This window comes from Aeromicrobium ginsengisoli (assembly GCF_004134905.2).
GTDB classification, from domain to species: domain Bacteria; phylum Actinomycetota; class Actinomycetes; order Propionibacteriales; family Nocardioidaceae; genus Aeromicrobium; species Aeromicrobium ginsengisoli.
Genome location: NZ_SDPQ02000001.1, coordinates 241741 through 267836 on the forward strand (window position 1 = coordinate 241741; position 26096 = coordinate 267836).

Annotated in this window: 24 protein-coding genes; 7 read left to right on the forward strand and 17 right to left on the reverse strand. The window is 67.6% G+C overall.

Annotated elements, in window-relative coordinates:
• Positions 1-47: 47 nt before the first annotated feature.
• From ESP70_RS01345 to ESP70_RS01380, 8 genes are all read right to left on the reverse strand, one after another.
• Complete coding sequence (locus ESP70_RS01345; protein WP_149687588.1) at positions 48-671, reverse strand: DedA family protein; 624 nt, start codon at positions 669-671, stop codon at positions 48-50.
• On the reverse strand, positions 665-1378 hold the full coding sequence (locus ESP70_RS01350; RefSeq protein WP_188110431.1) for a phosphatase PAP2 family protein: 714 nt from the start codon (positions 1376-1378) through the stop codon (positions 665-667). The genes ESP70_RS01345 and ESP70_RS01350 overlap by 7 nt, the downstream gene beginning before the upstream one ends.
• A gap of 286 nt (positions 1379-1664) precedes the next feature.
• A complete protein-coding gene (gene prcA, locus ESP70_RS01355) occupies positions 1665-2360 on the reverse strand; it encodes a proteasome subunit alpha (protein WP_149687590.1) in 696 nt (231 codons plus the stop codon).
• Positions 2361-2373: 13 nt separating this feature from the next.
• A complete protein-coding gene (gene prcB / locus ESP70_RS01360; RefSeq protein ID WP_149688521.1) occupies positions 2374-3189 on the reverse strand; it encodes a proteasome subunit beta in 816 nt (271 codons plus the stop codon).
• The gene (locus ESP70_RS01365) at positions 3189-3383 is read right to left on the reverse strand and encodes a ubiquitin-like protein Pup (protein ID WP_056213795.1); all 195 of its coding nucleotides are present in this window, start codon (positions 3381-3383) and stop codon (positions 3189-3191) included. Before ESP70_RS01365 ends, prcB begins: the two co-directional genes overlap by 1 nt.
• Positions 3384-3564: 181 nt before the next feature.
• Positions 3565-4335, reverse strand: coding sequence for a lytic transglycosylase domain-containing protein (locus tag ESP70_RS01370; RefSeq protein WP_149687591.1), 771 nt, complete (start codon positions 4333-4335; stop codon positions 3565-3567).
• A gap of 4 nt (positions 4336-4339) precedes the next feature.
• Positions 4340-5842, reverse strand: coding sequence for a depupylase/deamidase Dop (dop, locus tag ESP70_RS01375; protein WP_149687592.1), 1503 nt, complete (start codon positions 5840-5842; stop codon positions 4340-4342).
• Positions 5814-6461 carry a TetR/AcrR family transcriptional regulator gene (locus tag ESP70_RS01380; RefSeq protein ID WP_188110432.1) on the reverse strand — a complete coding sequence of 216 codons (648 nt, stop codon included), beginning with the start codon at positions 6459-6461 and terminating at the stop codon, positions 5814-5816. The genes dop and ESP70_RS01380 overlap by 29 nt, the downstream gene beginning before the upstream one ends.
• 58 nt (positions 6462-6519) lie before the next feature.
• On the opposite strand from ESP70_RS01380, the gene ESP70_RS01385 reads away from it, so the two are divergent.
• Entirely contained in the window at positions 6520-7437 is a 918-nt protein-coding gene (locus ESP70_RS01385; RefSeq protein WP_149687594.1) for a DMT family transporter, read from the forward strand.
• A 57-nt stretch (positions 7438-7494) separates the two neighbouring features.
• A complete protein-coding gene (locus tag ESP70_RS01390) occupies positions 7495-9249 on the forward strand; it encodes an MFS transporter (protein WP_246161734.1) in 1755 nt (584 codons plus the stop codon).
• Here ESP70_RS01390 and ESP70_RS01395 read toward each other — a convergent pair.
• The 4 genes from ESP70_RS01395 to ESP70_RS01410 form a co-directional block, all read right to left on the reverse strand.
• Entirely contained in the window at positions 9242-9715 is a 474-nt protein-coding gene (locus ESP70_RS01395) for a GNAT family N-acetyltransferase (RefSeq protein ID WP_223148580.1), read from the reverse strand. The two genes, ESP70_RS01390 and ESP70_RS01395, sit on opposite strands and share 8 nt — an antisense overlap.
• A gap of 26 nt (positions 9716-9741) precedes the next feature.
• On the reverse strand, positions 9742-11466 hold the full coding sequence (arc, locus tag ESP70_RS01400; RefSeq protein ID WP_149687595.1) for a proteasome ATPase: 1725 nt from the start codon (positions 11464-11466) through the stop codon (positions 9742-9744).
• 106 nt (positions 11467-11572) lie between these two features.
• Positions 11573-12463 carry a tRNA (adenine-N1)-methyltransferase gene (locus ESP70_RS01405; protein ID WP_149687596.1) on the reverse strand — a complete coding sequence of 297 codons (891 nt, stop codon included), beginning with the start codon at positions 12461-12463 and terminating at the stop codon, positions 11573-11575.
• The gene (locus tag ESP70_RS01410; RefSeq protein ID WP_149687597.1) at positions 12460-13389 is read right to left on the reverse strand and encodes a site-2 protease family protein; all 930 of its coding nucleotides are present in this window, start codon (positions 13387-13389) and stop codon (positions 12460-12462) included. The genes ESP70_RS01405 and ESP70_RS01410 overlap by 4 nt, the downstream gene beginning before the upstream one ends.
• 65 nt (positions 13390-13454) lie before the next feature.
• Here ESP70_RS01410 and ESP70_RS01415 point away from each other — a divergent pair, with 65 nt between their 5' ends.
• Both ESP70_RS01415 and ESP70_RS01420 read left to right on the forward strand, forming a co-directional pair.
• Complete coding sequence (locus ESP70_RS01415; RefSeq protein WP_149687598.1) at positions 13455-14300, forward strand: RecB family exonuclease; 846 nt, start codon at positions 13455-13457, stop codon at positions 14298-14300.
• A 20-nt stretch (positions 14301-14320) separates the two neighbouring features.
• Positions 14321-14791: a hypothetical protein gene (locus ESP70_RS01420; protein ID WP_149687599.1), complete on the forward strand. Its 471-nt coding sequence runs from the start codon at positions 14321-14323 to the stop codon at positions 14789-14791.
• On the opposite strand, the gene ESP70_RS01425 is transcribed toward ESP70_RS01420, so the two are convergent.
• Genes ESP70_RS01425 through ESP70_RS01435 form a run of 3 tightly spaced genes read right to left on the reverse strand, consistent with a single transcriptional unit; the run spans position 14788 to position 18627 of the window.
• A complete protein-coding gene (locus tag ESP70_RS01425; protein WP_149687600.1) occupies positions 14788-15429 on the reverse strand; it encodes an HAD family hydrolase in 642 nt (213 codons plus the stop codon). The genes ESP70_RS01420 and ESP70_RS01425 overlap by 4 nt on opposite strands.
• Before the next feature lie 31 nt (positions 15430-15460).
• A complete protein-coding gene (locus tag ESP70_RS01430) occupies positions 15461-16003 on the reverse strand; it encodes a hypothetical protein (RefSeq protein WP_149687601.1) in 543 nt (180 codons plus the stop codon).
• A gap of 26 nt (positions 16004-16029) precedes the next feature.
• Positions 16030-18627 carry a hypothetical protein gene (locus ESP70_RS01435; RefSeq protein ID WP_149687602.1) on the reverse strand — a complete coding sequence of 866 codons (2598 nt, stop codon included), beginning with the start codon at positions 18625-18627 and terminating at the stop codon, positions 16030-16032.
• 224 nt (positions 18628-18851) lie between these two features.
• Between ESP70_RS01435 and metH the strand changes: the two genes are divergently transcribed.
• Entirely contained in the window at positions 18852-22646 is a 3795-nt protein-coding gene (metH, locus tag ESP70_RS01440; protein ID WP_149687603.1) for a methionine synthase, read from the forward strand.
• 61 nt (positions 22647-22707) lie between these two features.
• A complete protein-coding gene (locus ESP70_RS01445; protein ID WP_235503580.1) occupies positions 22708-23559 on the forward strand; it encodes a PAC2 family protein in 852 nt (283 codons plus the stop codon).
• Between the two features lie 61 nt (positions 23560-23620).
• On the opposite strand, the gene ESP70_RS01450 is transcribed toward ESP70_RS01445, so the two are convergent.
• Positions 23621-23803, reverse strand: a complete 183-nt coding sequence (locus tag ESP70_RS01450) for a hypothetical protein (protein ID WP_149687604.1) — start codon at positions 23801-23803, stop codon at positions 23621-23623.
• Positions 23803-25029 carry a cysteine--1-D-myo-inosityl 2-amino-2-deoxy-alpha-D-glucopyranoside ligase gene (gene mshC / locus ESP70_RS01455; protein WP_149687605.1) on the reverse strand — a complete coding sequence of 409 codons (1227 nt, stop codon included), beginning with the start codon at positions 25027-25029 and terminating at the stop codon, positions 23803-23805. The genes ESP70_RS01450 and mshC overlap by 1 nt, the downstream gene beginning before the upstream one ends.
• A gap of 75 nt (positions 25030-25104) precedes the next feature.
• Between mshC and corA the strand changes: the two genes are divergently transcribed.
• Positions 25105-26064, forward strand: a complete 960-nt coding sequence (corA, locus tag ESP70_RS01460) for a magnesium/cobalt transporter CorA (RefSeq protein WP_149687606.1) — start codon at positions 25105-25107, stop codon at positions 26062-26064.
• Positions 26065-26096: the final 32 nt, after the last annotated feature.

Here is a 26096-nt window from a genome sequence, read left to right on the forward strand (position 1 = left end):
CCGCCGCGGTGCGGCGCGCGAAGGTCATCGACTTGTAGCGCGACGAGTCAGCCGACGCAGGTTGGCTCGGGAACCCGCTCACCGAGCGCCTCGAGGGCACTTGGATCGGCGGGCACGGCAGGCCGGCGGCGCTTGCGCACGACCCTGATCGCGACCGCGGCGACGATCGCGCCCGCCACCGTGGCGACGACGAGCGGGGTGTTGTTGAGCAGTCCGCTCGCGGCGAGTCCGGCTCCGGCCCCGACCCAGACGCTCGACCACGCGACTGCGCCCAGCACGGATGCCAGGGCAAAACGCGGATAGCGCAGGTGTGCGGCACCGGCGACCGCCGGCATGACGGTGCGGACGAACGGCAGCAGCCGGCTCACCAGGATCGCCCAGAAGCCGTGCGCCTGCATGAGCTCCGATGCCCGGTCCCAGCGGTCGAGACCGAGCCGGGCGATCAGCCGCGAGCTGCGCAGCCGAGGGCCGCTGAGTCGCCCGATGACATAGCCGAGGTGGTCACCTGCGCTGGCGCCGAGCGCGACGGCGATGCCGAGGAACAGCAACGGCAGCACGCCATCGACGTTGGTGGCCAGGCTCGAGATCGCCACCTCCCCGGGCAGGATCGCGCCGAGGCCGAGGCCCGACTCCGCAAGGGCGAAGACGAATCCCAGCAGCGACGTCACCATGACGGCGTCGGCTCAGCAGGTTCCGGTGATGGGACGGGCGACAGTCGGGTCGCGATGGCGATGCCGATCCCGACCACGGCGGCGCCGGCCATGGCGTCGAGCACCCAGTGGTTGCCGGTCGCGATGACCACGAGAGTCGTGCCCGCGACGTAGAGCAGGGAGACGATGTGGCCGGTGCGCTTGACGTAGCGCCACATGGCCCAGGCCACCCAGACGGTCCAGCCGACGTGCAGTGACGGCATCGCGGCGAGCTCGTTGGTCAGCCCGCCCAGACCTGCCGGTGCCGAGGCGTGACCTGACCACCAGCCGTACCCGGCCGACTGCGCGAGCGTGTCGACGTAGCCACCCATCAGGCGTGGCGGAGCCGTCGGGATCAGCACGTACGCCGCCAGGCCGATCGCCGAGCCGATGACGAGTCCGTTGCGCGCCCGGCGATAGTCGCTGCGGTGCTTCCAGAAGATGAACGCCAGCACGGCGGGCGTCACGAGATAGTGCAGTGAGGCGTACCAGAACGACATCGGCACCGCGATCGACGGCACGGCTGAGAGTGCCGAGTTGATCGACGACTCGAGGTTGATGTGCAGGAAGCGCTCGACGTCGAGGATGTCAGCGGCGCGACGACGAGCGATGCCGAGATCCTTGTCGGCCAGCAGCCGGCTCGCGCTGTAGCCGAACCACAGGGCTGCGAGCAGCACGACCTCGCGCACGCCGGGATGGATCCGTAGCCGATTTCGTACCGCAGGACTTCGCTCCGCCACACCGCTCTGTCGAGCAGGGTTCGGGGTCGTGAATGGCGAGTGCCAGGCGGTGATGGACATCGTCAGGCCTCAGTCGGCTTCGAGCATCGTCGAGGCGGTCATGAAGGACTCCAGGGTTATGCGGATAGTGTCTCCACTTATCCAAGCACAACCGGAGTGCGGTTTCCACTTCGACACAGGTGAGGTGGATCACCTCGATCGGAGCTCGTGTACGTGACGCGAATGCGCCAGTCGTTCAGCTCTCCAGCGCGGCCACGACGTCGGCGTCCCTGAGCCGGCGGAACTTGCGCGGCTGGGTGCGCGAACGGGTCAGGACGGCGATCTCGAGCGCCGACGACTCGACGCTGCGCGGCGGTGTCGTGTCCTGGCCCAGAGCCGTGACGGCAACGCGAATCGCCTCAGCGAGCGTCAGGCCGGGCCGGTAGTGCTCGCCGAGATAGGTCTCCACGAGCTCGCTCTGCCCGCCCATCACGCCGAAGCCCTGGATGTCGGCGACTGAGCCGTCGTACATCAGTCGATAGATCTGGTCCTGCGCCGGTTCGTCGCCGAGCTCGCCGACGAAGATCTCGACCTCGTAGGGCTTCTCGCCGCCCGAGGAGAAGATCGTGCCGAGCGTCTGCGCGTACGCGTTGGCGAGTCCGCGCGCCGTGACGTCACGACGGTCGTAGGAGTAGCCGCGCAGATCGGCCAGGCGTACGCCGGCGATGCGCAGGTTCTCGAACTCGTTGTAGCGGCCGACCGCGGCGAAGCCGATGCGGTCGTAGATCTCGCTGATCTTGTGCAGGGCCTGGGACGGGTTCTCCGCGACGAACAGGATGCCGTCGTCGTAGAGGACCACGGCCACGCTGCGGCCCCGGGAGATTCCCTTGCGGGCGAAGTCCGCCCGATCCTTCATCAGCTGCTCGGGCGAGACGTAGAACGGTTGCGTCATCGGGTCGGTCCTCTCACGTCAGGGGGGCCGAGGGGCCGTCTGGGCGGCCCATGCGGGCGGCGATGACCTGGTCGGCGATCGCTGCCGTCTCGTCTTCGGAATAGGCGCGGTAGCCGTTGGCGGTGATCGCACCGACCATCGGGAAGATGCGACGGGCCAGGTCGGGGCCACCCGTCGCGGTGTCGTCGTCAGCGGCGTCATACAGAGCCTGGATCGCGGCGGTCACGGCGTCGGTCTCGCTCATGCCTTCGCGGTAGAGCTTCTTGAGCGAGCCGCGCGCGAACGTGGAGCCGGATCCGACGGAGTGGAACGCTCGCTCCTCGTTGCGGTTGCCGGTGACGTCGAAGGCGAAGATGCGCCCGACACCGGCGTCGAGATCGTAGGCGGCGAAGAGCGGCACCACGGCGAGGCCCTGCATGGCCATGCCGAGGTTGTTGCGGATCAGCGCGGCGAGGCGGTTGGCCTTGCCGTCGGTCGACAGCACCGTGCCCTCGATCTTCTCGTAGTGCTCGAGCTCGACCTGGAACAGCCGGGTCATCTCGACGGCGAGCCCGGCCGTGCCGGCGATGCCGACGCACGAGTACTCATCGGTCGGGAAGACCTTCTGGATGTCGCGTTGCGCGATGACGTTGCCCATCGTCGCGCGCCGGTCGCCGGCCATCACGACGCCACCGTCGAACGTCGCGGCGACGATCGTGGTGCCGTGGGTGACGCCCGCGAGGCTGCCGGCGTCGGTCACGCGGGCAGCCGGCAGCAGCTCGGGAGCTCTGACGGAGAGGTAGTCGGCGAAGGACGAGGTTTCGGACAGTCGAGTGCCATCAGGCAGCATCACTGTCCGCCCTTCTGCACGAAGCTGCGGACGAACTCCTCGGCGTTCTCCTCGAGCACGTCGTCAATCTCGTCGAGGATCGAGTCGACGTCGTCATCGAGCTTTTCCTTGCGCTCGGCGTCGACCTCGGTGGTGTCGGCCTGCGCCTCGGGCTCGCTCGCCTTGCGGGTGCTCTTGTGCTGCTGTTCGGACATACCCCAACCCTATCCCGGTCAGGCCAGACGCGGCGTGACCTCGACGTTTCGGTTGAGGCACGGTTGGGCACTGGATCGTCGGGTACGGGATGACAGAACGTCTGGTTGAGCACACAGCCACGACGTCAGCGGGCGGGGACCGAGCACCAATCCAGGAGACGGCCCCCGCCCGCCTCCAACCTCACGGCTTGATGTACGAGTTGGCGCGAGCGACGACGCTGCGCACGTAGTCCTCGGAGTGGTTGTAGGAGAAGATCGCCTGAGTCCAGCCCTCGCCCGTTTGGAGGTCGCGACCCGAGGCGCACAGGTAGCGCCCGGCTGCGTAGGCCGCGTCGATGATGTTGTTGGGGTCGGCGGTGCCGTCGTGGTTGCCGTCCGAGCCCCATGTGCGCCAGGTCGACGGGATGAACTGCATCGGCCCCACCGCGTGGTCCCACTCGGTGTCGCCGTGCCATCGCTCGGACTGCTCGTCGGACGGGATGCGTGCTGTGCCGGCCGACCCGTCGAGCGCCGGCCCGACGATGGGGCGGGTCGTCGTGCCGTCGGCACGAAGCCGGGTGCCGCCATTGGTGCCGTGGCCTGACTCGATCGCGCCGATGCCCGCCAACGTGGTCCAGCCGACATGGCACTTCGGCTGCTCACGCTCGAGGCGTACGGACGCCAGTGCGTACGCCTCGAGCGCCACCGTGCCGATGCCGGTCTGCCGTGAAGTGGTGGTGAGCCACGACGCCGCGATGCGCTCCCCCGACGGCTCGGGCTGAGGTGCGACGGGCTCGGAGACGGGCTTGACCGGCGCCATCGTCGTCGTGGGCGTCGGCTGCGCGCGTGGGGCGGACGAGGGTGACTTCGCGAGCAGGGCGGCCGAGACGATGAGCGCGGCAACGCCGCACACGGCGGTCAGCGCGATCAACGCGGAGATGCGTCGCTCACGACGAGCTGCTTGGTCTGACACGGCGTCATCGCCCTGTGATGGCGGCGAACAGCTCGCTGGCGGTGTTGCTGGTCTCGAAGAGCCGACCGACGTGCTCGGCGGTGCCACGCAGCGGTTCCATCGTCGGGATGCGCTGCAGGGAGTCCTGGCCGGGCAGGTCGAAGATCACCGAGTCCCACGACGCGGCGGCGATGTCCTTGGAGAACTTCGCGAGGCACATGCCGCGGAAGTAGGCCCTGGTGTCGCGCGGCGGGTCGGTGACGGTGGCGGCGATCTGGTCGTCGGTCAGCAGCCGGTCCATGCGGTTGGTGCGGATGAGCTGGTGATAGAGCCCCTTGTGCAGCCGGATGTCGTGGTACTGGACGTCGACGAGGTGCAGCTTGGCGTGATCCCAGTCGAGGCCGTCGCGCTCGCGATAGCGCTCGAGGAGCGCGAGCTTGGCGACCCAGTCGAGCTCGCGGACGCACTCCATCGGGTCGCGGGCGAGCCGGTCCAGCACGCTCTCCCACCGGCGCAGGACGTCGTCGGTCTGCTCGTCGGATCCCTCGCGGGCGACGAACTCCTTGGCGAGGCGGAGGTACTCCCCCTGCAGCTCGAGCGCCGTGACGGTGCGGCCGTCCTCGAGCTCGACCTTCTGCGTCAGCGTCGGATCGTACGAGATGTCGTGCAGCGCGGTGACCGGCGCCGACAGGGCGAGGCTGCGGGTCAGGAAGCCCGCCTCGATCATCGCGAGGACGATCGACGTGGTGCCGTGCTTGAGGTAGATCGCGGTCTCGGAGCAGTTGGCGTCGCCGATGATGACATGCAGCCGGCGATACTTCTTGGGGTCGGCGTGCGGCTCGTCGCGGGTGTTGATGATGGGCCGCTTGAGCGTCGTCTCGAGCCCAACACCGACCTCGAAGTAGTCGGCGCGCTGGCTGATCTGGAACGCGTGGACGCTGCCGTCCTGCTTCTGACCGACGCGGCCGGCGCCCGTGAACACCTGGCGGGACACGAAGAACGGCGTGAGGTGCTCGACGATCTGGTCGAACGGCACGTCGCGGCGCATGAGGTAGTTCTCGTGCGCCCCATAGGAGGCGCCCTTGTTGTCGACGTTGTTCTTGTAGAGCACGATCGGCGCGGTGCCGGGAATCTTGGCCGCGAGCTCGGCACCCAGGCGCATGACGTTCTCGCCGGCCTTCTCCCACAACACGACGTCGAGCGGGTTCGTGACCTCGGGGCTCGAGTACTCCGGGTGCGCGTGGTCGACGTAGAGCCGGGCGCCGTTGGTCAGGATGATGTTGGCGAGGCCCATGTCCTCGTCGGTCAGCTGCGACGGGTCGGCGACCTCACGACTCAGGTCGAACCCCCGGGCGTCACGCAGCGGGTTCTCCTCCTCGAAGTCCCACCGCGCCCTGCGGGTCAGCCCGTGCGCTGCGGCGTACGAGTTGACGACGTGCGTCGACGCGACCATCGGGTTGGCGTGCGGCTGGCCCTGCACCGCGATGCCGTACTCGACCTCACTCCCCTGCACGCGCCTCACTGTCATGCGCCCAGCCTACGGTCCCCGGGGTGGCGTCACGCGCGGTGACACCGTCTGCGACGAGGCGGCCGACCAGGGCGCGGGCATCGGCCATCGCTTCGGGCTGCGCGCCGGCGGTGAGCTGCACGATGGCGCCCTCGTGCACCAGAGCGACCTCGCGGCCCCGGCGCTCGGCGTCCGGGATGTCCAGCTCGCCGATGAGCCCGATGTAGTAGTCGCGGGTCCAGATCTTCTCCTCGGCGATGATCGGCAGGCCATCGTGCCCCGTGCCGGCCAGCTCGGCGTACGCGTTGACGAACCCGCACCCGCGGGAGTTGACCGCCATCCAGCTGCCCAGCGCGTCGAGCACCGCCAGGACCCGGTCCGGGCCCGGCACAGGCTGGTGCTCCTCGACGTAGGCCGTCGCGTAGTCGTGCCACCGGTCGCACCGCTGCCGCAGGTAGGCCGTGATGAGGCCGTCCTTGGACCCGAACCGGTCGTAGATCGTCTTCTTCGTCGTCTCGGCCTCTTCGGCGATGCGCTCGACCCCGACGGCTCGCAGCCCGTGTTCGTAGAACAGCCCAGCTGCGGTGTCGAGGATGCGGTGCGCGGTGGGAGTCATGGTCGGCTGGGTGACAGTGGTCATACGAACTCCTTCGGTTACTACACTGCAAGTATACCGACCGGTATGTTTCTGTGACGGCATGCCGACAGATCAACGCTCGCGGGTCCTGCCATCCATCGCGCTCGTCGTCTTGTGGAGCTCTGGTTTCATCGGGGCCGAGCTCGGCACGCGCCAGGCACCCGCCTCGGCCCTGCTCGCCTGGCGCTATCTCGTCGCCGGAGGGATCCTCGTCGCACTGTGCGTGTGGCGGCGGGAACACATCGACCGGTCCGGCATCCGCCGGCAGGTGGTGCTCGGTCTCCTGTGCCAAGCGGCCTACCTGGGCATGACGGTGAGTGGCGTCGGCCTCGGCGTGCCGTCGGGCACGTCTGCCCTGGTCGCCTCGATGCAGCCCTTGGTGGTCATCGCCCTGGCGGCGCTCGTGCTGGCCGAGCGCGCACGCATCGCGCAGTTGCTGGGACTCGGCCTGGGCCTCACGGGTGTGCTGCTGGTGGTCGGCGGCGACCTCGAGTCGGGCAACGCGCCGTGGTGGGCGTACGGCCTCCCGTTCGCCGGGATGCTCTCGCTCTCGCTGGGCACGGTGCTCCAGCAGCGATGGCGGCCCAAGGAGTCGGTGCTGGCCTCGATCACGGTCCAGACGATCGCCGCCGCCGGGGCGTTCTGGTTGCTGGCACTCCTCGAGGGGACTGCGGGCTCTCCGACTCCCCCGGCATTCTGGGTCGCCATCGCGTGGGTCGTCCTGCTCTCGAGCTTCGGGGGCTACGGGACGTATCTGTTCGTCAGTCGTACGCAAGGGGCCACCCACGCCAGCACCCTGCTCTACCTCACACCCCCGACCACGATGGTCTGGGCAGCCCTGATGTTCGGCGATCAGCTCTCGCGTGCTGGATTGGTCGGCATGGGCGTCTCGGCGGTCGGAGTGATCGTGGCGCTCAGGTCGGCGAGCCGGTCCCGTCGCGATGCGTCTTTGGTCTCATCGGCGAGCGCGAGCTCGTGAACGGATTCGGAGACCGCTAAGGTGGTAGTTGCGCAACGCAACCATCTGGAGGTCTGAGTGAGCGTCGGAGCATCGAGCAGGACCACGAGTCGCTGGGGACGCGATCACCCGCACTACCGATGGATCGCGCTCTCCAACACGACGCTGGGCGTCCTGATGGTGACGATCAACTCGTCGATCGTGATCATCTCCCTGCCGGCGATCTTCCGTGGCCTGCACCTCAATCCCCTCGAGCCCGGCAACGTCGGCTATCTGCTGTGGCTGCTCATGGGATTCCTGCTCGTGTCTGCGGTGTTCGTCGTGACATTCGGCCGCCTCGGCGACATGTATGGCCGTGTGAAGATCTACAACCTCGGCTTCATCGTCTTCGCGATCTCTTCGGTCGCGACGGCGCTCGATCCTCTCGACGTCGGCGCCGGAGCCATGTGGTTGATCCTGTGGCGCGTCCTACAGGGCATCGGAGGCGCCATGCTGTTCGCGAACTCGACGGCGATCCTGGCCGACGCCTTCCCAGCCACGCAGCGCGGCATGGCGCTCGGCATCAACCAGGTCTCGGCCATTGCCGGGTCCTTCCTCGGCCTCGTCATCGGCGGACTCCTGTCCGAGTGGCACTGGCGTGCGGTGTTCTGGGTCAGCGTCCCGTTCGGCGTCCTCGGCGCGGTGTGGTCCTGGAAGTCGTTGCAGGAGCTGGGCGAGAGGCGCCCCGGCAAGCTCGACATCCCGGGCAACCTGACCTTCGCCGTCGGGCTCTCCGCTGTCCTCGCCGCGATCACGTACGGCATCCAGCCCTACGGCGGGCACACCATGGGGTGGCTCAACCCGTGGGTGCTTCTCGGACTGATTGGTGGGACGGTCCTGCTCGGGGCGTTCTGCATCATCGAGACCCGGGTCGCGGATCCGATGTTCGACATGAGCTTGTTCAGGATCCGGGCCTTCAGCGCCGGCAACTTCGCCGGGCTGCTTGCCTCGATCGCGCGTGGCGGCATGCAGTTCATGCTCATCATCTGGCTCCAGGGAATTTGGCTCCCCCTTCACGGGTACGACTTCGAGTCCACCCCGCTGTGGGCCGGCATCTATCTCCTGCCGCTGACCGTCGGCTTCCTTGCCGCTGGCCCGATCTCGGGGGCGCTCTCCGACCGCTACGGCGCCCGTTGGTTCGCCGGCGGCGGCATGCTGCTCGTCGCGGCGACGTTCGTCGGCCTGCTGCTGATCCCGACCGACTTCCACTACTGGATGTTCGCGCTGCTCATCCTGCTCAACGGGGTCGGCTCCGGGCTCTTCTCGGCGCCCAACACGTCGTCGATCATGAACAGCGTCCCGGCACGCCAGCGCGGTACGGCGTCAGGCATGCGCGGCACGTTCTTCAACTCCGGGACGTCGCTGTCCATCGGCCTGTTCTTCTCGCTGATGATCGTCGGCCTGGCGAATGCGCTCCCCCGGGCACTCACTGACGGTCTCACGGCTCAGCACGTGCCCCATGCGACGGCAGAGCAGATCGGCAACCTGCCGCCCGTCGGATCGCTGTTCGCGGCATTCCTCGGCTACAACCCGATCGAGAGTCTCCTCGGGCCGTCCGGCGCACTCGGGACCATCCCGAAGGCCAACGCTGACACTCTGACCGGGAAGACGTTCTTCCCGCACCTCATCTCCGAGCCGTTCCACCATGGGCTCATCGTGGTGTTCACCGCAGCGGCCCTGATGTCGGTCATCGCCGCGATCGCCTCGATGCTTCAGGGCAAGAAGTACGTCCATGACGACTCGGTCGACGCGGCCGTAGCCGCTGAGATCGTCGAGGAGTCCGTCGTCAGATGAGCACCTTGCCGAGGTGCACGCTGAGCTCGGCCTCGGCGTAGTAGCCGAACGCCGGTATGTCGCGATAGCCCGCCGAGCGATACATGGCGATCGCCTCGGGTTGCTCCAGCCCGGTCTCGAGGATCAACCGGGTGACGCCGGTTTCGACGGCGGTCCGCTCCAGCTCGGCGAGGATCAGGCGCGCCAGTCCGCGACGCTGAAACGCCGGGCGTACGTACATGCGCTTGATCTCGGCGTCGTCCCACTCGGCGAGCGGCTCGTGGCGGCGCCAGCCACCCATGGCCGCCGGCGCGTCATCGACGTAGACCATGAAGAACCGGCCGTGGGGTCCGTCGAACTCGGACGTGTCGACCGGCGCCGTGTCGCCCTCGCCGCCGTAACGCCGCACGTACTCCGCCTGCACCTCGGCGGTGAGGAGCTGCGCGTCGGCGCTGTCGTAGGTCGCCGCGCGCAGCTCAAGGCTCACTGCGGGTGGTTCAGCGGACAGCTCGGTCAGAGGTACTGACCGGTGTTGGCGACGGTGTCGATCGACCGGCCCGGCTCGTTGCCGCTCTTGCCGGAGATGAGGGTGCGGATGAACACGATGCGCTCACCCTTCTTGCCCGAGATCCGCGCCCAGTCGTCGGGGTTGGTCGTGTTGGGCAGGTCCTCGTTCTCCTTGAACTCGTCGAGGCAGGCCTGCAGCAGGTGCTGCACCCGCAGGCCGCGCTGACCGTGCTCGAGCAGGTCCTTGATCGCCATCTTCTTGGCCCGGTCGACGATGTTCTGGATCATCGCTCCGGAGTTGAAGTCCTTGAAGTAGAGGACTTCCTTGTCGCCGTTGGCGTACGTGACCTCGAGGAACTGGTTGTCCTCGGACTCGGTGTACATACGCTCGACCGTGCGCTGGATCATGCCCGTCACGCAGGCCTGGCGGTCGCCGCTCCACTCGGCCAGGTCGTCCGCGTGCAGCGGCAGGCCGGCAGTGAGGTACTTGCTGAAGATGTCGGTCGCCGACTCCGCGTCGGGACGCTCGATCTTGATCTTGACGTCGAGGCGGCCGGGTCGCAGGATCGCCGGATCGATCATGTCCTCGCGGTTGGAGGCGCCGATGACCAGGACGTTCTCCAGGCCCTCGACGCCGTCGATCTCGCTCAGGAGCTGCGGGACGATCGTGTTCTCGACGTCGGAGGAGACACCGGAGCCGCGGGTGCGGAACAGCGAGTCCATCTCGTCGAAGAACACGATGACCGGGGTGCCCTCGCTGGCCTTCTCGCGCGCACGCTGGAACACCAGGCGGATGTGCCGCTCGGTCTCGCCGACGTACTTGTTGAGCAGCTCCGGGCCCTTGATGTTGAGGAAGTAGGAACGGCCTTCCTCACCCGTGCGCTCCGAGACCTTCTTGGCCAGCGACGCCGCGACCGCCTTGGCGATCATCGTCTTGCCGCAGCCCGGAGGGCCGTAGAGCAGCACGCCCTTGGGCGGCTTGAGCTCGTGCTCGATGAAGATCTCGGGGTGCAGGTAGGGCAGCTCGACGGCGTCGCGGATCGACTCGATCTGCTGGCGCAGGCCGCCGATCGACTCGTAGTCGATGTCCGGCACCTCTTCGAGCACCAGGTCCTCGACCTCGCTCTTGGGGATGCGCTCGTAGACGTAGCCCGACCGGGAGTCGAGCAGCAACGAGTCGCCGGGACGCAGCTTGATGCCCTCGAGGGACTCGGCGAGCCGCACGATGCGCTCCTCGTCGGCGTTGCCCATGACCAAAGCGCGCTCGTTGTCGGCCAGGATCTCCTTGAGCGAGACGACCTCGCCGACGAGCTCGAAGTCGAGCGCCATGACGACGTTCATGGCCTCGTTGAGGATGACTTCCTGGCCCTTCTGCAGGGCTTCCTTGTCGACCGACGGGCTGACGTTGACGCGCAGCTTGCGGCCGCCGGTGAACACGTCGACGGACTCGTCGTCGTTGCGCTGCAGGAACGTGCCGAAGCCAGTCGGCGGCTGCGCCAGCCGGTCGACCTCTTCCTTGAGCGTCACGATCTGGTCGCGCGCCTCGCGCAGCGTCGACGTCAGGCGCTCGTTCTGCGAGCTGGTCGCAGCCAGCTTGGCCTCGAGCTCGGAGAGCCGCGAGTCGGTGGATCCTTCGGACCCGAGTCGGCGCCTGAGGTGCTCGACCTCCGCGCGCAAGTAGGCGAGCTCCTGCTGGGATTCGCTCGACTGGATGGACTCGTTGTCGGTCATGGCCACCTCCTGCTCGTACACCTGACCCTACCCGTCAACGCCATGGATGCGGTTGTCATCTCAGACACAGCAAGAGTGTCTTTTGGATGACTTTGTGAGCGAGGGTCTATTCGGCGACGAAGCCGGCCGGCCGCGGGCCGTGATAGTCCGGGCCGTACGCGCCGGGTGCCGGCCGCCGCGACTTCTCCAGCGAGGTCTGTCCGGGTGCCATCCTGCGGGCGGTCACGAGGAACGCGGTGTGGCCGTTCATCTTGTGGTCGGGGCGGACGGCGAGGCCTTCGAGGTGCCAGTCGCGCTCCAAGGTCTCCCAGGCGCGGGGCTCGGTGAACCCGCCCTGCTCCCGTACGGTCTCGACGAAGCGCGAGAGCTGGGTCGTGGTCGCGACATAAGCGCAGAGGATTCCGCCCGGCACGAGTCGGTCGGCAGCGAGCGGGATGCAGGTCCACGGGTCGACCATGTCGAGGATCAGACGGTCGATCTCCGTCTCGGTGATGACCTCGCGCACGTCTCCCACCGTGAGCGTCCAGCCGGGCGGGTTGGGGCCGGCGACCTGGTGCACGTTGCGCACCACGTTCTCGGCGAAGTCCTCACGGATCTCGTAGGAGCCGAGCGTGCCCTGCGGCCCGATCGCGCGCAGCAGGTATGACGTGAGGCTGCCGGACCCGGCCCCGGCCTCGACGACGCGGGCACCGGGATAGATGTCGGCTTGGGTGACGATCTGCGCGGCGTCCTTGGGATAGATGATCGCGACACCGCGCGGCATCGATACGACGTACTCGAACAGCAGCGGCCGGAACACCTGATAGGGCGCGCCCATCGACGACTCGATGACGATCCCCTCGGGGTGGCCGATCATGTCGTCGTGGCTGATCTGGCCCTTCTTGGTCGAGAACGCCGTGCCGGCCTCGAGCTGCACGTTGTGCTTGCGGCCCTTGGGGTCGGTCAGGCGTACCCACTCGCCGGGCTCCAGGGGTCCGCTGCGCATGAAGGAGGTCATCGTCGTCCTGCTCTGTAGGCCTCGTCGACGGCTCGGGCAGTGAGCACGCCGTAGATCGTTCCATCGGCCTCGACCAGCGCGTACGCCTCGGCGGGTCGCGCGGCCATGGCCTTGAGCAGCTCGGCGCCGTGGAGGTCGACCGAGAGCTGTTCGGCGTTGGGAGGTGGGGTTGCTCCGGGGAACCCGATGCTCCGCGCGTCGAGGGAGTTGATCCGCGCGGAGCGTCCGGCGTGGCTGAGGGCATCGCCGGCGCCCTGCCACAGGAACCACGCGATCAGGACGGCGATGACGACGTCGATCCCGAAGGTCGGCTCGTCGGTGCGCGTGAAGGCGTACACCACGACCGCGACGGCGGTGAGGCGGCCGAGCCACGCAGCGATGCGGATGCCGACCTCTTCGCGACCGGTGACCTGCCAGATGATGGCCCGGAACACCCGTCCACCGTCGAGCGGCAGGCCCGGCAGCATGTTGAAGATCGCCACGAGGATGTTGACCTGGGCGACCGCGCGCACGACGTCGGCAGACGTGCCGTCGAGGGCGGGTTCGACGGCGAAGCAGGCGAGGCCGATCGCCAGCGACGACAGCGGGCCGGCGATCGAGACCGACAGCTCCTGCCAAGGGGTGCGGCTCTCCCCCTCGATCAGCGTCTCGCCGCCGAACAGGTGCAACGTGACGGAGTGGACGCGCATGCGGAACCCGCGGGCCACCGCGACGTGCGCGAGCTCGTGGATCAGCACCGAGACGTAGAGCGCCAGCACGAATGCCGTCGCGAGGACGTACGGATTGGAGTCGGTGCGGTCCTCGAACCGCGAGGCGAACAGCACCACCAGCGCGACGCCCATGATCAGCAGGGACGGCCGGATCAGCAGGTCGACGCCGGCCAGGCGGCCGAGGCGCCACGTGCCGGGCTGCGGGGGTGAGCTCACCGAGACAACCTATCGGGTTGCGTGGCGTGATTCGATTCGTCGGTGGGCCGAACTACTGTGCTGGCATGGACGACTCCGACACCCCGCTGACCGTGCGCCGGTCGCTGTCACCGAGCCGTGCCGGCGACTTCCAGAACTGCCCGCTGCTCTATCGGTTCCGCACGATCGACAGGTTGCCCGAACCGGCCGACCCGGTCATGGTGCGAGGCACGCTGGTGCACGCCGTGCTCGAGGACCTCTTCGGCGAGCCGGCCCCCGGTCGTACGCTCGACCGGGCCGTCGAGCTGCTGCCCGGCGAGTGGGACAAGCTGCGCGCCGAGGAGCCTCGGCTCGCCGAGCTGTTCACCGCCGACCAGGCCGCCGATGAGACCGCCTGGCTGGCATCGGCCGTCGACCTCCTGCGCACGTACTTCGACATGGAGGACCCGCGCTGGCTCGAGCCCGCGTCGCGTGAGGAGCGGGTCGGCTACGAGCTCGAGTCCGGCGTCACGTTCGCCGGCATCGTCGACCGCATCGACATCGCGCCCGACGGTCGCATCAGAGTGGTGGACTACAAGTCGGGAAGATCACCCAATCCTCGGTTCGAGGACAAGGCGATGTTCCAGATGCGGTTCTACGCTCTGGTCATCTGGCGCACCCGCGGTGTCATCCCGACGCTGCTGCAGCTCATGTACTTCGGCGACGGTTCGTTCCTGACCTACGAACCGGATGAGCAGGAGCTGCTGGCGACGGAGCGCAAGCTCGTGGCCCTGTGGGAGGCCATCGAGCGAGCGATCGAGCTGCGCGACTTCCCGCCACGCAAGAGCGGGCTCTGTGGCTGGTGCGCGCACAAGGCGCTGTGCCCCGAGTTCGGTGGCACTCCCCCGGAGATGCCGCTGTTCGAGATCGTGAACGTGCCACAGGCGTCCTGAGAGCCCACTACCGTCTGGACATGACAACACCTCTGGCCGAAGTCCTCGCCGCAGTCCCGAGGCTCAACGACCCGGGCGAACCGTTCTCGTTCGCCGCCGAGGGCGACACGATCGTCGGCACGTGGGACATCGTCAAGGCGACCTCGCTCTATCCCGACGAGATCACCTCGATCGACAAGGACTTCCGCATCACCGTGACGTTCGACGTCGACAAAGGCACCTTCGACTTCAACGAGCTCCACACCGAGACCGCCGGATCGGTCGACGCTGAAGGAGCCGGTTTCGAGAAGAGCTTCTTCTCCGGCAAGAGCACCCGCAAGGAGTTCAGCTTCGAGTTCGGCGGCGTCAACAAGACCGACGACGGCGTCTCGGTGGCACCGGTGACCTACTCGTTCTCGACGAAGCGCATCAAGGAACCGCTGTTCACGTTCCTCGAGCAGCACGGGTGGCACCGCAGGAAGGGCTTCCTCAGCGGTCTGTTCAACCGCTAGACGAACAGGGGGTCGAGGTCATCCGGCTTGACGCCCTCGAGTGTCGGGATCTGGACCCGGCGTTCCGCCTCGTCGACATTGACGAAGTGCGGCACCACGAGCACGTCGCAGCCGGCGGCATTGGCCGAGGCGGCACCGGTGCCGGAGTCCTCGATCGCGAGGCAGTCCTCGGCGTCGACGCCGAGCAGCTCCGCCGCCAGCAGGTACGGGTCGGCATACGGCTTGGGCCGCGAGACGATGTCGCCCGTGACGACGGCCTTGAACGGCAGCGACGCGGCCACCGGGTCGGCGATCGGCGCGTACGACATCGTGACGAGCGCCTGCGGCACGCCTGCGGAGTCGAGCGCCTCGATGAGCTCGCGGGCTCCGGGTCGCCACTCGATGTGGTCGGACAGGGCCGAGGCGAGCTGGTGGACGAGGTAGTCGACGACGTCCTCGGCCGACATCTCGATCTCGAGCTTCTCGCGGATGTAGTGGCCGGACTTGATCAAGGAGTTGCCGACCAGCGCGAGGCCGTCCTCCTCGGTCCAGATCTTCCCGTGCTCCGCGGCCAGAGCGTGCTCGGCGGCCATCCACAGCGGCTCGGTGTCGACGATGGTGCCGTCGAGATCCCACAGGACGGCTGCGTATTGAGTCACCCAACCACCGTAGAACAGGCCGAGTCGTCGGTCAGAAGCGGTCGAGGTTGTTGTTCACGTCCTCGGCCACGCGGACGCCGAGATCGGTCATCTCCTGCAGCTGCCCGTCCGTGGCCTTGCGCTCGGCACCCGGCTCATCGAGGCGCACGGCGATGCTGAGGAAGCGTCCTTCCGTGGGCGGGTAGGCCGCGATGCTGACCCACTTGTCGCGCCAGCAGGCGGTGACCGGCCCCCATCCCTTGACCGTGACGGGTCGGCATCCATCCGACCGCTGATCGACCTTCTTGGGGGTCGGGCTGCCGGTGTCGGGGTCGGCGACCACCGTGATGTAGGACACTCCGGTGGTGTTGGCCGACATCCGGCACTCGACCGAACCGGTGCCTGGCGCCGCCGAGACCAGGTTCGGTGCCTTGACCTTCACGTCGTCACCCAGCACCGGCGTGATGAGGCTGGTCGTCACCAGCCCGCAGTAGGCGCCGTCGACCTCGGTCGGAGTCGGCGTGGGGGTTGGCGGCGACTCCTGCGACCCGCCGTCGCAGGCGCCGAGCAGCAAGGCGGCTGACGCAAGGACCATCAGCCCAGCCCGGAAAGGGATCGGGATCATCCCTGGGTCGGCTCTCGCTCGCTGTTGAGCTCCCGGTCGAAGGCGTTGGCCATCTCCTCGTTGAGGTCGTTCATGTCCTTGTAGGGGTTGCTGTTGAAGAACTGGTCCCACTGATCGTTGGTGACGGAGGTGCGGTCGAGGAACAGGTCGGGGTTGAACACCCGCTGACCCGTCGCGGTGGTGGTCAGGATCGACCGGTCGACGCCGGGGAACGGGTCGGGCTGCCCGCCTGGGTTGGGCTGCTCGCCCAGCAGTCCCCGCTGCAGCAGCTCGTTGCCGAGCGCGTAGCGAAGGCTGTCCTCGACCGACGTGCGGTAGTCACCCCCCGCGGCCGACGGCGTGCTCGTGATCTGGTTCTGCACCGCCTTGATCAGCTCGCCCTTGCCGAGGTCGACCGCCGTCTGGAGGCTGTCGGCCAGCTCAGGCGCGATCTTGCCGGCACCCGGGATGAAGCTGGTACCGATCTCGAAGGCCTTGGCGACGTACGCGTTGCGCGTCTTCTCGGCCATCGCCTCGTCGTTGTAGACGTCGTCCGACGCGTTGACCAGGGTGCCGAGCACGTCGCCGATGTTGGCGGTGTTGAGGTTGACCCCGCTGTCACGGAACGCAGTCATGTCGATCGGGCCGTTGCCTTGAGCGTTCACGAAGTTGCCCAGCGGACCACCGACCTCGTGATCGATGCCGGCACGTGCCACACCGGCGAGGAGAGTCTCGAGCCCGACCTTGGAGTCGGAGTGGCCGATCTCGCCGACCACCCGCAGGAGATCGGACTCACTGATGTCGAGCACTCGCCCGGAGCCGGTGGCACCGCTGACCGTGGAGTAGATGTCGTCGGCGTAGCCCGCTCCGATGGCGCCCAGGCTGTCGGTCATGTCCTCCCAGACGTGCCACTCGTTGTCCATGTCACCGTCGAGCGGGCCTCCGGCGTCGGCAGTGCCCAGCTTGTCGTGGTCGCCGGTGCCACTGTTGTCGGCAATCATCTGGAACACGTCGGTCGCCAGGCGCGCGGCTTCCTCGTCGGTGTAGTCGCCGGACTTGCCCTCGGTGCCGCCGATCGTGGCCGCCTGGAGGGCCTCGCCGAGGCCATCGCCCTCGTCGCTGTCGACGGAGTCCGAGAACGTCCGGTGGAGCATGAGGTACTCGAGCCGATCCTCGTCGACCTGACCGTCCGAGTCCATGAAGAATCGCTGCGCGCCCTCGGGAGACGAGCCCATGCCGGCGAGGAGGTTGGCCATGCCGTCGGTCGCCAGTCCGCCGGAGACGGTGTAGACCGGATCGCCGTTCTCGTTGACGAACTCGGTGATCTCGACCTTGTCGGGATCGCGGATCCACGTCCCTTCCGCGCCGTTGAGCGGGCCCCACACGGGACCATCGCCCTTGCGTTCCCAGTCGAGGACGTCGCTGCTGAGCTTGTCGATGAAGTCCGGGTCGTAGTTGGCTCCGGACTCGCCGCCTTCGCGGATCAGCAGGGTGAGTGCTGCCGCGTTCTGCGGGTGGTCTTCGTCAGTGATGGACCTGAACCAGTCGTCGGCCAGGGCGTTGCCATCGACGGAGTCGGATCGGCTGTAGGTCGCCAGGGTGACGCCGGCTGCGTTCATGAACGTGTCGTACAGCTCCAGCTGGGGCGGACCGTTGAGCTGTCGAGCGCTGCCGTCGTCGTGCTCGCCGGCACCGAAGACCTGGTAGTTGAGCTCGACGATCGCGTCGCTCATCTCCTGAGGCGTCACGCGGCTGTAGAGGCGCTCGGCGAATGGTGCTGCGCCCTGGAGGAAAGCCATCAGGGCTACGGTCTCGTTGTCGATGTCCTGAGGATTCTCGATGTCGTCGGCGACACGATCGGCGATCTGCTCCTGGACGGCCGGCGAGATGACATCGCCGAGGCCCGCCGGCAGGTCGTCCTTGTGCGCGAGGATCCACGCGAGCTGCTCCTCGTCCGACAGCTTCCCGATCGTGTTGCGGTAGTACTGCAGCTTGTCGTCCTCGGTCAGCTTCAGGTCCGGCCAGAATCCCGCCGCCGTCAGCGGGATCAACCCGGCCCGGATGAGCTCGCGTACGTTCTCGGTCGTCGGGCCTTGACGGAACTTGGTCGCGATGGTGTCGGCGTCGTCGTCCAGCTTGCCCACGGCGCGCTGGTAGCGAGGGGTCAGGTTGGCCTTGATGCGCGGGCCGATCACGCCTGCGGTGGCACTGGCGTCGTCGTCCTCGGTCTCGGTCTCCGCTGCTGCCTGACCGGCATAGCGCAGGGCCGACGCGAGGTCCACGCGGTACTGGTGGTTGATCGCGCTGACCTCGGTGTCGAACGTGTCGACCATGTCCGCGTAGCTGTTGATCAGTCCCACCGCGTAGTGGCCCTTCATCGCGAGGGCCTTGGCTGCGGCTGTAGCGGTTTCGACGTTGGCCCGGACGGCTGTCGTGATGTCGCCGTCGAGGCTGTTGGCCACCCTGACGGAATCACCCTCGAGCTCGCCTGCCAGGGCTTCTATGGTGCCGGCGTTGAGTCCCGGATCTTCGGCATCCGCCCGGATGCTGTCACCAGTGACCCCGGCGTGCAGCTCGTTGTAGTACTCGAACGGACCCGTTTCGCGGTCGACCATGCTTTCCCCCAGTTGTGCTAGTCACCGTCGCATCGACCATACCCAAAGGGGGCGGCTGGCGTCCCTCTGAGCAACTGCGTCCACGCGGGGCAGCCTTCCGACACGACCTTGCCGATCGTGAGATACTGACTGCACATGGTTCGGGAGCTCCCGAGGCCCAGGCGAGCCCGCCGCCGGCTGGAGCTCCCCAGCATTCCTACCGATCAACTCCTCGAGGATTGCTTGTGTCTCACACCCCCAACCTTCGTCCTGACGCCACGTCTGCCCTGACCGAGCTGTTGCAGAGCCGGATCATGGTGCTGGACGGCGCGATGGGTACGGCGATCCAGCGTGATCGCCCCGACGAGGCGGGCTATCGCGGCGAACGGTTCGCCGACTGGCCGTCCGACGTCCAGGGCAACAACGACCTCCTGACGCTGACCCAGCCCGACATCATCGCCGGCATCCACCGCGAGTACCTCGAGGCCGGCGCGGACATGATCGAGACCAACACGTTCAACGCGCAGGAGATCTCGCTCGGCGACTACGGCATGGAAGAGCTCTCCTACGAGCTCAACTACGAGTCCGCACGGCTGGCCAGGCGCGAGTGCGACGCGATGACCGAGCGCACGCCCGACAAGCCGCGCTACGTCGCCGGCGCGCTCGGACCCACGACACGTACGGCGTCGATCTCGCCCGACGTCAACGACCCCGGTGCCCGCAACGTGACCTACGACCAGCTCGTCGAGGCCTACAAGACCGCGGCCAAGGGCCTGGTCGACGGCGGCTCCGACGTCATCTTCATCGAGACGATCTTCGACACGCTCAACGCCAAGGCGGCGATCTTCGCGGTCGAGACGATCTTCGAGGAGTACGACCGGCGCTGGCCCGTCATCATCTCCGGCACGATCACGGACGCCTCCGGGCGTACGCTCTCGGGCCAGGTGACCGAGGCGTTCTGGCACTCCGTCCGGCACGTCAACCCGCTCCTGGTCGGCCTCAACTGCGCGCTCGGCGCCAAGGAGATGAGGCCCTACATCGCCGAGATGGCCCGCATCGCCGACACGTACGTCAGCTGCTATCCCAACGCAGGACTCCCGAACGCGTTCGGAGAGTACGACGAGGAGCCGGACCAGACCGCGGCGATCATCGAGGAGTTCGCGGACAGCGGCTTCGTCAACCTCGTCGGTGGTTGCTGTGGCACCACACCGGCGCACATCGCCGCGATCGCCCAGGCGGTCGAGGGCAAGGCTCCGCGCACGCCCGTCGAGGCGAGCCCGGCACTCCGGCTGTCGGGCCTCGAGCCCGTGACCGTCGTCGAGGACACGCTCTTCGTCAACGTCGGTGAGCGGACCAACATCACCGGCTCCGCACGGTTCCGCAACCTGATCAAGGCCGGCGACTACACCGCCGCGCTCGCGGTCGCCCGCCAGCAGGTCGAGGCCGGCGCGCAGGTCATCGACATCAACATGGACGAGGGCATGATCGACGGCGTCGCGGCCATGGACCGCTTCACCAAGCTCGTGGCCACCGAGCCCGACATCTGTCGCGTACCGACCATGATCGACTCCTCGAAGTGGGACGTCATCGAGGCCGGGCTCAAGTGCGTCCAGGGCAAGTCGATCGTCAACTCGATCTCCATGAAGGAGGGCGAGGAGAAGTTCGTCCGCGAAGCGCGTCTGTGCCGCAAGTACGGTGCGGCCGTCGTCGTCATGGCCTTCGACGAGGAGGGCCAGGCCGACAACCTCGAGCGCCGCAAGCAGATCTGCCAGCGGGCGTACGACATCCTGGTCAACGAGGTCGGGTTCCCGCCCGAGGACATCATCTTCGACCCCAACGTGTTCGCCGTCGCGACCGGCATCGAGGAGCACGCCAACTACGGCGTCGACTTCATCGAGGCCACGCGCTGGATCAAGCAGAACCTGCCCGGCGCGCTGGTCTCCGGCGGCGTCTCCAACGTGTCGTTCTCGTTCCGGGGCAACAACCCCGTGCGCGAGGCGATCCACGCGGTGTTCCTCTATCACGCGATCAACGCCGGCATGGACATGGGAATCGTCAACGCCGGTGCCCTCGAGGTCTACGACGAGGTGCCCGAGCTGCTGCGCGACCGCATCGAGGACGTCATCCTCAACCGGCGGCCAGACTCGACCGAGCGACTGCTCGAGATCGCCGCCGACTTCGCCGGCGACGGCTCGGTCAAGGAGGTCGCATCCGAGGAGTGGCGCTCGCTGCCCGTCGGTGAGCGGATCACCCACGCGCTCGTCAAGGGCATCGACGAGTTCGCCGAGTCCGACACCGAGGAGCTCCGCAAGCTGATCTCCGAGCGTGGCGGCCGCCCGATCGAGGTCATCGAGGGCCCGCTGATGGACGGCATGAACGTCGTCGGCGACCTGTTCGGCGAGGGCAAGATGTTCCTCCCCCAGGTCGTGAAGTCGGCGCGTGTCATGAAGAAGGCCGTCGCCTACCTCATCCCGTTCATCGAAGCCGAGAAGCAACCCGGAGACGTCGAGCGCAGCAACGGCAAGGTCGTCATGGCCACCGTCAAGGGCGACGTGCACGACATCGGCAAGAACATCGTCGGCGTCGTGCTGCAGTGCAACAACTACGACGTCGTCGACCTCGGTGTCATGGTGCCAGCCCAGAAGATCCTCGACGCGGCCAAGGAGGAGGGCGCCGACGTCATCGGGCTCTCCGGGCTCATCACGCCGTCGCTCGACGAAATGGTCAACTTCGCCGCCGAGATGGAGCGCCAGGGCTTCGACATCCCGCTCATGATCGGTGGTGCCACGACGTCGCGCGCACACACGGCCGTCAAGGTCTCGCAGAAGTATCACGGTCCGGTCATCTGGGTGAAGGACGCGTCGCGCTCCGTACCCGTGGTCGCGGCCCTGCTCTCTGACGAGCAGCGACCCAAGCTGTTGGCCGAGACCGAGGCCGACTACGCCGAGCTGCGCGAGCGTCACGCTGCGCGTCAGGACACCCGCAAGCTGCTGCCGATCGCCTCGGCCCGCGCGAAGGCGGCGCCGATCGACTGGAGCGGCTACACCCCGCCGCGCCCACGCATGCTGACGCAGCAGGTGCGTGACGCGCACACTGACGACTACCACGCGTCAGGTGGGCCGACGCAGTTCGTCAAGACGTTCACGGACTACTCGCTCGAGGAGCTGCGCCCCTACATCGACTGGCAGCCGTTCTTCAACGCCTGGGAGATGAAGGGTCGCTACCCCGACATCCTCAACAACCCGACGAGTGGTGAGGCCGCGCGCAAGCTCTACGAGGATGCGCAGGTCATGCTCGACCGGGTCATCGAGGAGAAGTGGATCCGCGCCAACGGTGTGTTCGGGCTGTTCCCGGCCAACCAGGTCGCCGGCGACGACACCGAGATCTACACCGACGAGACGCGCACCGAGGTCAAGGCGGTGCTGCACCACCTCCGCCAGCAGACCGAGGGGCGCGAGGGATCTGCCCGCAAGTCGCTCGCCGACTTCGTGGCGCCCAAGGACTCCGGCCTGCGTGACTACGTCGGCGCGTTCGCGGTCACGGCCGGCATCGGCATCACCGACCGGATCATGGCGTTCAAGAAGGAGCTCGACGACTACAGCGCGATCCTGCTGGAGTCACTCGCCGACCGCCTCGCCGAGGCCTTCGCCGAGCGCCTCCATGAGCGCGTACGCAAGGAGTTCTGGGCGCATGCGCCCAACGAGGCCCTCAGCAACGAGGAGCTCATCAAGGAGTCCTACGCCGGCATCCGTCCGGCGCCGGGCTATCCCGCGTGCCCGGAACACACCGAGAAGCAGACGATCTGGGAGCTGCTCGACGTCGAGGCCAACACCGGCATCGAGCTCACCGAGAGCATGGCGATGTGGCCGGGTGCCGCGGTCAGCGGTCTCTACTTCTCACACCCGGAGTCGCAGTACTTCGTGCTCGGGCGCATCGGCCGCGACCAGGTCGAGGACTACGCCGAGCGCAAGGGCTGGAGCGTCGACGAGGCCGAGAAGTGGCTGTCGCCCAACCTCGGCTACCGCACGGAGAACGAATAAGCCGCGCGACCTCCTTCGGCCTGTCCCCTCGGCGTACGTGCTGCGGGGCTAGGCTGAAGGAGTGACCGCAGAACCCAGCATCCCGCAGCTCAGAGACCCGTGGATGGTGGCCGCCTTCGAGGGGTGGAACGACGCCGCCGATGCCGCATCCGGCACGGTTGACCACCTCATCGAGGAATGGGACGCCGAGCTGCTGATCGAGCTGGACCCTGAGGACTACTACGACTTCCAGGTGCACCGGCCGCAGGTGCACAACGGCGACGACGGCGACCGGCTGATCACCTGGCCGGCCCCGATGATCTATCACGCGCGCCCCAAACGCGGCGAGCGCGACGTGCTGCTGCTCCGAGCGCCCGAGCCCAACTTCCGCTGGAAGGCGTTCTGCTCGACGGTGCTCGGTGTCGCCAAGCTGGCCGGGGTCACCGAGCTGATCACGCTGGGCGCGCTGCTGGCGGACTCGCCGCACACGCGCCCCGTGCCGGTCAGTGGCTCGACGACGGATCCCGTGCTGATGGAGCGCATGTCGCTGCTCCCCTCGACGTACTCAGGTCCCGTCGGCATCACGTCGGTGCTCAACGAGATGGCGTCGCAGGAGGGCATCGCCTCGGCTTCGCTGTGGGCAGCGGTCCCCCACTACCTCGCCGAGCCGCCGTGCCCCAAGGCCACGCTGGCCCTGCTCGGCGCGATCGAGGACGCCATGGGCCTGCCGCTCCCCCAGGGCGTACTCGTCGAGATGACCGATGCCTGGCAGCGCGGAGCAGAGGACCTCACGTCCCGTGACGAGGAGATCGCCGAGTACGTCGAGGCGCTCGAAAACGAACGCGACACGAGTGACCTGCCGGAAGCCTCCGGCGATGCGATCGCGCGTGAGTTCGAGCGCTACCTGCGCCGCCGCAGCGACGACCCGGAGTAGACGCTCGCTGGGAGTGACGTTTGCGCGGCGACACGCCGCGGCGGACGACCGAGCGTCACGCTCAGCGCGGTCCGCGGAGCCCTTCGCGGAACGAGGTGCCCACCTTGAGGAGGCTCGGCAGCCAGAACACGATGACGCCGACCACGAGAGCTGGCCCGAAGCCGGTGAACATGTAGACCACGGCCATGACAGCTGTGATGGCCCACCGCAGGATGTTGAGCTGCTCCTCTGATGGGCGACGCATCACAACGCGACGCCGAGCAGCGCGTCGACCGCAGTGCGTACGGTGCGGCCGGCCTGAGGGTCGGCGGCGGAGTCGTCAGCTGCCCACGCATCGATCGCGGCAAGCGCCGCGGGTGCGTCGAGGTCGTCGGCCAGAGCGGCGCGTACGGCCTGCAGCACCTCGGTGCCCGAAGGGGCGAGCGTACGGCTGACGGCGTCACGCCACGTCGCGAGCCGGACTTCAGCCTGGGTGATCTCGTCGTCGAACCACTCCCAGTCGCTGCGGTAGTGGTGCGCCAGCAAGGCCAGACGGATCGCCATCGGGTCGCGGCCGTCGGCCCGAAGCTGCGAGACCAGCACGAGGTTGCCCTTGGACTTCGACATCTTCTCGCCCTCGAAGCCGACCATGCCGGCGTGGACGTACGCATCAGCGAACGGCTCGTGCGTCACGACCGTGGCCTCGGACGCCGACATCTCGTGATGCGGGAAGACGAGGTCGGATCCACCACCCTGGACGTCGAACCTGACGCCGAGGTGCTCCAAGGCGATCGCCGCGCACTCGACGTGCCAGCCGGGCCGGCCCGTGCCGAGGCGGGTCTCCCACGACGGCTCACCGGGTCGCTCCGCCTGCCACAGCAGACAGTCCAGGGGGTGCTTCTTGCCGGGGCGATCGGGGTCTCCCCCGCGCTCGGGGAAGATCCGGAGCATCTCGGCCTCGTCGAGTCCGGACACGCTGCCGAAGCCGGCGTCGGCGTGCACGTCGAAGTAGAGGTCGTCATCGACCTGGTAGACCGATCCGGCCCGGTCCAGCTTGTCGATGAGGTCCACGACGAGGTCGATCGTCTCGACCGCGCCGACGTAGCTGGCCGGCGGGATGATGCGCAGCGCTGTCATGTCCTGGCGGAACAGCTCGATCTCCCGTGCGGCGAGGTCGGACCACTCGACGCCGGTCGCCTGCGCCCGTTCGATCAGCGGGTCGTCGACATCAGTCACGTTCTGCGTGTAGTCGACGTCGAGCCCACGGTCGAGCCACGCACGCTGGAGCAGGTCGAACGCGAGGTAGGTCGAGGCGTGACCCATGTGGGTCGCGTCGTACGGCGTGATGCCGCAGACGTACATCCGGGCCGAGCCGCTGGGGTCGCTCGGGCGTACCTCACCCGAAGCGGTGTCGTGGACGCGTACGACTGGCCCCTCACCGAGTCCGAGATCGCCCAAGGACGGGACATCGGGACGTGACCAGCTGCGCATGAGGCGAGCGTATCGGCTGGCTGGCTGCGGCCTGTCGACGGCGTCACCCGTTGAGACCGGGGGCAGAATGACGTCGTGATCATCGACTGCGCGGTCTATCGCGACGGAATTCGTGAATCGACCAAGGATGACAAGCACTCGCTCGACGCCGCTCTGGCCGGCCTCGGTGAGGACGACTTCCTCTGGATCGGCATCGGCAACCCCACCACCGACGAGATGCATCGCGTTGCGGAGTCGCTCCGTCTGCACCCGCTCGCCGTCGAGGACGCTCTGGAGGCACATCAGCGGCCCAAGGTCGAGCGATACGAGGACCACCTGTTCATGTCGATCCGCACGGTGGCCTACAGCGACGACGACATCCGTACGCACGAGGTCAACATCTTCCTTGGCCGCAACTTCCTGCTGACGGTGCGCCACGGCGGCCCGACGCTCAAGGAGGCTCGTCGCGCCGCGGAGGCCATGATCGAGCCGCTCTCGCACGGGCCGACCGCTGCGCTGTACGCCGTCGTCGACAACATCGTGGATCACTACGAAGCGGTCGCCAGAGAGCTCGAGATCGACGTCCAGGAGGTCGAGTCCTCCGTGTTCTCGGCGGAGCGGTCCAACGACTCGACCCGGATCTATCGGCTCAAGCGCGAGACGCTGGAGTTCCGCCGCGCGGTGCTGCCGCTCAAGGAGCCGATCATGCGGTTCGCGCAGGGTTCGATGCCCGAGGACGCGCGGCCGTATTTCCGCGACATCGGTGACCACCTCTCCCGCGCCGCGGAAGCCATCGACTCGATCGACCACCTGCTCGACAACGCGCTGCAGGCCCACCTGGCGCAGCTGAGCGTGCAGCAGAACGAGGACATGCGCAAGCTCACGGCCGGTGCCACGATCTTCGCCGTGCCGACCGCGATCGCCGGAATCTACGGCATGAACTTCGAGCACATGCCGGAGCTCACGTGGACGTACGGCTATCCGATCTGCGTCGCGGTGATCGGCGGGCTCTGCCTCTACATCTACCGCCGCTTCAAGCGCTCCGGTTGGCTGTAGTTGACGACAATCGCGCAGGACGGACTTCATGC

What these genes read in the sequence shown, in the direction of transcription:
- dop (WP_149687592.1), bottom strand. Translation starts at nt 5,842, where the DNA reads ATGACAGTGAGGCGCGTGCAGGGGAGTGAGGTCGAGTACGGCATCGCG.
- ESP70_RS01435 (WP_149687602.1), bottom strand. Translation starts at nt 18,627, where the DNA reads ATGGTCGACCGCGAAACGGGTCCGTTCGAGTACTACAACGAGCTGCAC.
- ESP70_RS01365 (WP_056213795.1), bottom strand. Translation starts at nt 3,383, where the DNA reads ATGTCCGAACAGCAGCACAAGAGCACCCGCAAGGCGAGCGAGCCCGAG.
- mshC (WP_149687605.1), bottom strand. Translation starts at nt 25,029, where the DNA reads ATGCGCAGCTGGTCACGTCCCGATGTCCCGTCCTTGGGCGATCTCGGA.
- ESP70_RS01450 (WP_149687604.1), bottom strand. Translation starts at nt 23,803, where the DNA reads ATGCGTCGCCCATCAGAGGAGCAGCTCAACATCCTGCGGTGGGCCATC.
- ESP70_RS01345 (WP_149687588.1), bottom strand. Translation starts at nt 671, where the DNA reads ATGGTGACGTCGCTGCTGGGATTCGTCTTCGCCCTTGCGGAGTCGGGC.
- ESP70_RS01420 (WP_149687599.1), top strand. Translation starts at nt 14,321, where the DNA reads ATGACAACACCTCTGGCCGAAGTCCTCGCCGCAGTCCCGAGGCTCAAC.
- prcA (WP_149687590.1), bottom strand. Translation starts at nt 2,360, where the DNA reads ATGACGCAACCGTTCTACGTCTCGCCCGAGCAGCTGATGAAGGATCGG.
- prcB (WP_149688521.1), bottom strand. Translation starts at nt 3,189, where the DNA reads ATGCTGCCTGATGGCACTCGACTGTCCGAAACCTCGTCCTTCGCCGAC.
- ESP70_RS01385 (WP_149687594.1), top strand. Translation starts at nt 6,520, where the DNA reads ATGCCGACAGATCAACGCTCGCGGGTCCTGCCATCCATCGCGCTCGTC.
- ESP70_RS01415 (WP_149687598.1), top strand. Translation starts at nt 13,455, where the DNA reads ATGGACGACTCCGACACCCCGCTGACCGTGCGCCGGTCGCTGTCACCG.
- ESP70_RS01405 (WP_149687596.1), bottom strand. Translation starts at nt 12,463, where the DNA reads ATGACCTCCTTCATGCGCAGCGGACCCCTGGAGCCCGGCGAGTGGGTA.
- arc (WP_149687595.1), bottom strand. Translation starts at nt 11,466, where the DNA reads ATGACCGACAACGAGTCCATCCAGTCGAGCGAATCCCAGCAGGAGCTC.
- ESP70_RS01430 (WP_149687601.1), bottom strand. Translation starts at nt 16,003, where the DNA reads ATGGTCCTTGCGTCAGCCGCCTTGCTGCTCGGCGCCTGCGACGGCGGG.
- ESP70_RS01380 (WP_188110432.1), bottom strand. Translation starts at nt 6,461, where the DNA reads ATGACCACTGTCACCCAGCCGACCATGACTCCCACCGCGCACCGCATC.